At 64.2% G+C, this 6285-nt stretch carries 10 protein-coding genes and 1 pseudogene; 8 read left to right on the top strand and 3 right to left on the bottom strand.

Going from position 1 to position 6285, the window contains the following annotated elements:
- Window positions 1-317: 317 nt before the first annotated feature.
- The gene (locus A9K66_RS09215; RefSeq protein WP_067322626.1) at window positions 318-662 is read right to left on the bottom strand and encodes a hypothetical protein; all 345 of its coding nucleotides are present in this window, start codon (window positions 660-662) and stop codon (window positions 318-320) included.
- A 671-nt stretch (window positions 663-1333) separates the two neighbouring features.
- Here A9K66_RS09215 and A9K66_RS09210 point away from each other — a divergent pair.
- Window positions 1334-1636, top strand: a complete 303-nt coding sequence (locus A9K66_RS09210) for a DUF982 domain-containing protein (RefSeq protein ID WP_067322622.1) — start codon at window positions 1334-1336, stop codon at window positions 1634-1636.
- Between the two features lie 7 nt (window positions 1637-1643).
- Here the strand turns inward: A9K66_RS09210 and A9K66_RS09205 are convergent, their stop codons facing one another.
- Window positions 1644-2363, bottom strand: coding sequence for a Crp/Fnr family transcriptional regulator (locus A9K66_RS09205; RefSeq protein WP_066998395.1), 720 nt, complete (start codon window positions 2361-2363; stop codon window positions 1644-1646).
- A 174-nt stretch (window positions 2364-2537) separates the two neighbouring features.
- Between A9K66_RS09205 and A9K66_RS09200 the strand changes: the two genes are divergently transcribed.
- Together A9K66_RS09200 and A9K66_RS09195 are read left to right on the top strand one after the other, a co-directional pair.
- On the top strand, window positions 2538-2771 hold the full coding sequence (locus A9K66_RS09200; protein ID WP_067322619.1) for a hypothetical protein: 234 nt from the start codon (window positions 2538-2540) through the stop codon (window positions 2769-2771).
- Window positions 2772-2852: 81 nt separating this feature from the next.
- Window positions 2853-3740 carry an alpha/beta hydrolase gene (locus A9K66_RS09195; RefSeq protein WP_067322616.1) on the top strand — a complete coding sequence of 296 codons (888 nt, stop codon included), beginning with the start codon at window positions 2853-2855 and terminating at the stop codon, window positions 3738-3740.
- Window positions 3741-3750: 10 nt separating this feature from the next.
- Here the strand turns inward: A9K66_RS09195 and A9K66_RS30200 are convergent, their stop codons facing one another.
- Window positions 3751-4128 (bottom strand): hypothetical protein, encoded by a 378-nt coding sequence (locus A9K66_RS30200; RefSeq protein ID WP_156751046.1) that lies wholly within the window; start codon window positions 4126-4128, stop codon window positions 3751-3753.
- Between the two features lie 382 nt (window positions 4129-4510).
- Between A9K66_RS30200 and A9K66_RS29345 the strand changes: the two are divergent.
- The 5 genes and pseudogenes from A9K66_RS29345 to A9K66_RS09165 all read left to right on the top strand — a co-directional run.
- A pseudogene (locus A9K66_RS29345) lies at window positions 4511-4606 on the top strand (KGG domain-containing protein); the annotation flags it as partial.
- Between the two features lie 142 nt (window positions 4607-4748).
- Complete coding sequence (locus tag A9K66_RS09180) at window positions 4749-5246, top strand: hypothetical protein (RefSeq protein WP_067322606.1); 498 nt, start codon at window positions 4749-4751, stop codon at window positions 5244-5246.
- Between the two features lie 114 nt (window positions 5247-5360).
- Window positions 5361-5573, top strand: a complete 213-nt coding sequence (locus A9K66_RS09175; RefSeq protein ID WP_066998409.1) for a hypothetical protein — start codon at window positions 5361-5363, stop codon at window positions 5571-5573.
- Between the two features lie 25 nt (window positions 5574-5598).
- Window positions 5599-5799 carry a hypothetical protein gene (locus A9K66_RS09170; protein ID WP_067322603.1) on the top strand — a complete coding sequence of 67 codons (201 nt, stop codon included), beginning with the start codon at window positions 5599-5601 and terminating at the stop codon, window positions 5797-5799.
- Window positions 5800-5833: 34 nt separating this feature from the next.
- Entirely contained in the window at window positions 5834-6154 is a 321-nt protein-coding gene (locus A9K66_RS09165) for a plasmid stabilization protein (RefSeq protein ID WP_067322600.1), read from the top strand.
- Window positions 6155-6285 lie beyond the last annotated feature (131 nt).

The following is a 6285-nucleotide window of genomic DNA, read 5'->3' as shown; positions in this document are numbered from 1 at the left end:
GGGTGGGACAAGAGCTCGTCTGCCTTTTCGTTGGCCAGGGTGTGAAGCCGGAGAAACCAAACCCTGTTCTCTTTACCACCAGGTCCGGCTGACGCGGCCCGCTGAGGACAATTCGGCGCGGGCCCGATGGTTCCGTGCTTCGGAGCCGAGAAGATAAGGCACCGAGGCAGGCCGTGCCGGGCCCGCCGCCGGCAAAAAACCGCCCCGGATGGGAGAACCGGGGCGGCAATTGTGGGAAGCAGTTCGGGTATCCGGGAACTGCACAGTCAGTAACTCGCCCGCGCGGGAAAAGTTTCCCGCCAGACCGATCATGCGTTCTACTTCGACGGCTGCGGCGGGACCTCGCCCGGCTTGATCACCGGCATCTGGCTGGTGTCGGCCGGCGGAGCGGTAGCGTTCTTGTCGCCCGTGGGCGGAGGCTTCAGCACACCGTCGCAAGGCGCCAGGCTGGCGGTCAGGTTGTTGGACTGATCATTGGCCTGCGCTTTCGGGGCCTGCGCTTTCGGCTGCTCGCCGGTCTGATTAGGGGTCGCGCTGGCGTCCGGTTTGACCTGGCAATCCTCGATCTGCGGATTCTCCAGCTGGGTCTGGGCCGCGGCAGTCGTTCCCGACATTTGGCCCGACATCAGGACAATGGCGAAGCCAAGAAGTGCTTTCTTCATTGGATCCTCCTTATGGATTCGGCAACCGCCGACGATCGGGGAGAGCCGTTCGCCTTGGCAGGCCGACGTCGACTCTGGCCCCGCTCGCCGTGTTTGCCACCGGGTGGCGGTGGGGCACCGGGGCATTCGTCATCCTCTTCTCGAGAGACAACGCTATCGGAGAGACAACGCATGCCGGCCGAAAAGGTTGGCTTTCGGTAGAGGCTGCGGTCTCGGCAGGGCGTGGCGCACGTACATCAAAGTTAAATGCGCGAATGCTGCCGGAGTGCTAGTCGCTCGCAGCTTGGGGGGACTCTACGAGGAGAGTCCCATGGAAATTCGAGATCTGATCGGCACACTGTCCAGGTCATTTCTGCGCCAGGGTGCCCGGCGTCCGTGGCCGATCCAGTCTTTGCGCGCCGGCGTGCCGCTCAGGCCGCGTCCGCGCCCGCCGTACCGCCCGCAGCCGCCCAGCCGGCCGGCGAGCAATTAGCTTGCCGCTTATTCAGCGCCTGCCTGTGCAACCGGTCGGCGGCATCCTCGTTATGACGATCCAAAAACATGTGGTGGCAACGATGAGACCCTTTCGGACCAACAATCATCTTTTCATTCTGGCGGCAGCGGCGGTGACCGCGGCGCCCTTCGCGGGCCTCGCCTGGCGGGCTCAACAGTGGCTTGGATGGTGACCGGGGATGAGTAGTTTCCTGCCGCTCACCATCCGCTTCGTCACTGGCGGCTCAATGGTGGTTTCGTCGATCGCCGACGCAAGGAAGGCCTTGGACGGAGCCTGGAAGAACAAGGAAGCGCCCGACTATTTGGCGGCGGCGCGGCTGGTGGACGACGCCATGGCGGGCATCTGCCGTCCGGCGGTCGCCTTCGACGCTTTCAAGCAGGCCGCCGCCCGGCAGGGCCTGCTGAGGACGGCCGACCCGAGCGCGGCACTCTCGATGCTCGACTCGCTGTGGTCTGGCGACGACCAAGGGCCGCCGCGCTGACGCGTTCTCACCTTGGCTCGTTCCTCATGCTGAGATAGGTCGGGTCGAATTCCGCAATGGCGACCAGGCGGTTCCAGTCGAGGATGTCGATCAGGTGGTTGGTCCAGTTGATGACGTTCATGCGGCGCAACGTGCCGATGACCCGATTCATATGGACGACGGAGAGACCGAGCACATCGGCGAGTTCGGCCTGCGAAAGCGGCAGATTGAAGCTCATGACCCGCGTCTTCTTCACGGCCTGCAGCCTGACGAAGAGTTCGCATATCAGATGCGCCAGATGCGCGGTCTTGGAGCGGCGTCCCATGGCCACGATCCATTCCCGGTGGATGGCGCCGTCCACCAGCGTGTCCAACCAGAGCAGCCTCGTCAAATGCGGGGCCTTTTCGGTGATTTCCCGCAACTTGCTGTGCTCCGCAGCGATGATATGGCAGGGCGACAGCGCGACGATGCCATGGTCCATGGTCTTCAGGAGAAAAGCGTGCAGATCGACGAAATCGCCGGCAACATGGAGCGCAGTGAACTGCCGGCCGCCGTCCTCCAGCACCTTGTAGCGCGCGGCAATCCCGTCGACGATGAGGGTGCTGAAAGTCGGCCTTGATCCTTCGGCGACGAGATCCTCGCCGGCGACGAAATACTTCTCCACCGATGTGGCGCTGGCCAGCAACGCCTTCTCGCTTTCGGAGAGAGCATCGTGCTGACCCAGGTTCAGATAAAGGGGTTCCAGCATGCGCGGCCGCCCGTTGTGATTTTGCAAGGGCCTAACGTTGTAGAGCCGGGCCGGGTTGCAGCGGACCACCACACCGCCGGCCGCCGGCAAAGCAGTCCCCGGCCAAGACGGTCCTTTGGAACCATGATCGCGCGCAGGGATTGAACGTCCAGGTTGCGGCGGATGCTTTCGCGGATGGAACGCTTCTACTTCGATTTGTACAACACCGTGCACACGCAAATGGACAGCGAGGGGCAGCTCTTCTCCTCACCAGAAAACGCGCGAAAGGAGGCGCTCAGGATCTTGCAGGATGTCGCGCGCGACGAGATGCCGAACAGTGATAACCTCAACATCACCATCAAAATGCGCACCGACAAGAGAGGCCAGATATTCGAGGCGTCCCTTACAGTCAAATCCGCCTGGAGCTGACCACGGAAGGCGCCAGCCGAGAGAAGCCGCGGCCCGAGCAACCATCCCGCCCGCGGCCGTTCCGCCTGTGGAGTACAAAGCATGTTCGGCGGTTTCGAAAGCGCGGAAGTCGATACGGGCGCGGCACGGACATTCATCCGGACTGCCGGCAGCGGCCCGGCGCTGCTCCTGCTGCACGGCTTCCCCGAAACGCATCTGATGTGGCGCGACGTGGCGCCGAAGCTGATCGACCGCTTTAGCGTCGTCTGCGCCGACTTGCGCGGCTACGGCAAAAGCTCCTGTCCGCCATCCGATCCGGATCATGCGCCCTACGCCAAGCGCGCCATGGCTGCCGACCTCGCGGCGCTGATGACGAAGCTCGGCTTTGCCCGCTTCATGGTTGCCGGCCACGATCGCGGTGGGCGCGTTGCGTATCGCCTGGCGCTGGACCACCCGGACCGCATCGAGAAGCTTGCCGTGCTCGACATCGTACCCACCGCCGATGTCTGGGACAGGGCCGACGCCCGGCTGGCGCTGGGCTATTGGCCCTGGTCGCTCTTGGCGCAAGCCGAGCCGCTGCCGGAGACGATCATGACGGCGGCCGCGGATGCGATCGTCGACAGCGCGCTGGCTGGCTGGGGTTCCTCGCCTGCCGCCTTTCCCGCCGAGGTCCGGCAGGCTTATGCCGAGGCCTTGCGCGATCCAGCCCACGCGCACGCCATCTGCGAGGAATACCGTGCGGCAGCGACGCTCGACCGTGAGCACGACCAGGCGGACCGCAAAGCCGGCCGGCGCATCGGCTGCCCGATGCTTGCGCTATGGAGCGGACATGGCGCGCTCGCCGAATGGTACGCGCGAGAGGGCGGTCCGCTGGCACTATGGCGGGAGTGGGCCGACGACGTCAGCGGCGGGGTCAGCGGCGGGACGATGCCCGGCGGGCATTTCTTTCCCGAGGAGGCGCCGGCCGAGACAGCCGCAAGGCTCGGCTAGTTTTTTGCGGCTACAGGCCGTAGGCCAGGGTGAGGTAAATCGCCGGCGCAACGATCAGGCAAAGCGCCATCACAATCACCACGGCATTGCCAAGGCGCTCGGCGCGCCGGGCGATGTCGGTGACATCGTCGTCGTCGTTGAGGAATTGGAGAATCGAGGTGTCGGCGAGGACGGAGAGGCGATTGTCGTTCGCGGGCAGGCTTTCGGGCTCTCGCAGATTGGGCTTGGCAGAAATAAAGGTCAAAACGTCGTCTCGCTTTCGAAGCCGGCCGCGCGACTTCCTGGTTCCAATGATTGTGGATGCTATTGGATGCCCGCCATTTGCGCGGAAACGGCGGGCACCCAAAACGGCGCCGATGAAGGGGACTTCGTCGACGACCGCTACCAACTCGAAGCCTCCGCTTTGGTTGCCGTCGAGGGCCCAATGCGCGAGCCACTCCGACTTCAGTCGTAGGAAAGATACCGACCGTGGCCCCGGGCCCTGGCGCCCGCGCGGACCGGCGACGCACGACAAGGCTGTTGCGGCATGGTCGGGCTAAAAGGATTCACGAAATATTTCGTGGGGGAACATCGATCGCGGGCAGCGGTTCTCATTACTCAAGGCGGTCGAACCTCCTTGAATCAAACCCCGAAGACCAATCCCCAACAACGGAGCTGCAGATATGCCTAATCAAGGCGGAACTCACCAACAGCACGTCAGAGCAGGCCAGCAGAGCCACAAGAACCGCGACGATCAGCGCCGCGGCCAGCAGCAGGCCGAGGACCGCAACATGCGTCAGCAGGATTCAGGTCAGCACCGGGGCGGCAGCGGCAACTTCGCCGAAGACCGCGAACGTGCATCCGAAGCCGGCCGCAAGGGCGGCCAGCGCTGAGCTTTAAGCAGGCGTCCCGCGATCCCTTCGCGGGACGCCGCCCAGAACATCCAATTTGGAACTTCTTCCCCTCCCCCTGGTTCCTCCGAAACCCCGGCGGCTCGGCCGTCGGCAGGACGTTTGAACGGAGGCAACAATGTCCGTGCGCACACTTCACCCCGAACGTGTCGATGAGACACGTATGCAGGCCTATTCGACCTTCGCTCCGCTGCTCATCACCGCCCTGAGCCAGAAGCTGGCGCGCTGCCAAGGCAAGAGCGAGATGGACAAGGTCGAGGCGTCCCTCATCCGCGTCATCGAAGAAGCGGACGTCGTTACGGGAGACGTCGAGGCAATGAAGGAGTTCGCGATCGAACTCGTCGTGTCCACGATGCGCAATGTGCGCGAGCATCCCGACGCCAAACAGGATGTGGAACAGATCGACGGCCGCCGCACGCAAGGACGCTCGGAGAACCCGGACACGCTGGAAGAACAATTGCAGTCCGGTCTCGAAGACAGTTTCCCGGCGAGCGATCCGCCCGCGGTCGTCTCCACCGCCATCAGCGGTGGCGCGAAGGACATCGTCGGCACCGACGAAGTGCTGCGCCGCAAGAAGGAAGCTGCCGAGCGCGGGCACGAAAACGAGAAGGCATAGCCTCAGCCCCGCACGACCGCAGCCGCCCGTTTCAGGCGCCCTGCCTCATCGCGGTCCAGCTCGGCGAAGGAACCAGTCCTTTCGCCAAGGGTTGGTTATCGGAAGGAGAAAACGATGGATAAAAGCAAACTTCCACATCGCCCGGGCGCTGGCCGAACGGCACAAGACGCAAGGCTGCCGACCAAGGGCGGCGACGATCCGGACGTGCGGTTCCTGGCCGAGAACACCGACCTTTCACCGAAGCAGGCGCGCGAGCTGATCCGCGAGCACGGGCATGACCGCGACAAGCTGCTTGAAATCGCACGAACCATGAAGGCCGAGGGCTGACCGGCTCTCTGAAAGCGAGGCAACGATGAGCAACTCACCCCGTACGGGACGTCCAGGCACATCCGATCAATGGCCACGTTGGGAAGGTCCGAAAGCCAATCGGCCGAGAGGCTATCTCCCAGCCAAGGACGATCCCGACAAGGATCGCGACGCGGCCGGCGAGAACAACCAGGACCCCGAGCGGTCCGATCTCGGCGACGCGGTCAAAACGAAGAAGGAGCCGTAGGGCGGCTCCTCTCAGCCCAACAGGAGAAGAAAAAATGCCACGCGGAGACAAATCGAAATACACCGACAAGCAGGAGCGCAAGGCCGACCATATCGCCGAGGGCTACGAAAAGCGCGGCGTCTCCGAGAAGGAAGCCGAGCGGCGGGCCTGGGCGACCGTCAACAAGGACGATGGCGGCGGCAAGAAGGCGGGCGGCTCGGGCCGCGGCAAGCACACCGGCCATCCGGCAGCGCACAAGGGCGGCAAGGCCGGCGGCAAAGCGTCAAGCTCGCGCTCGGCGGCCGAGCGTTCTGCTTCCGCCAAGAAGGCGGCGGCGACGCACAAACGCAACGCGGAGCACCACGCCCAACATTAGGCGGGAGCTTGGCGGGGGTTCGCCTTCTCCCTTGCCGGAGACCGGCGGATCCGAGACGATAGAACGAAACGAGGCGCTGGGAAACTGGCGCCTCATTGCCGCGCGGCGGTCCTTCCAGCAGCATCCGGACG

The sequence above is a fragment of the Mesorhizobium sp. AA23 genome, from assembly GCF_001672435.1.
Taxonomy (GTDB): domain Bacteria; phylum Pseudomonadota; class Alphaproteobacteria; order Rhizobiales; family Rhizobiaceae; genus Mesorhizobium.
Note: the sequence above shows the minus strand (reverse complement) of the source record. Positions and strands in the feature narration are given on the sequence as shown.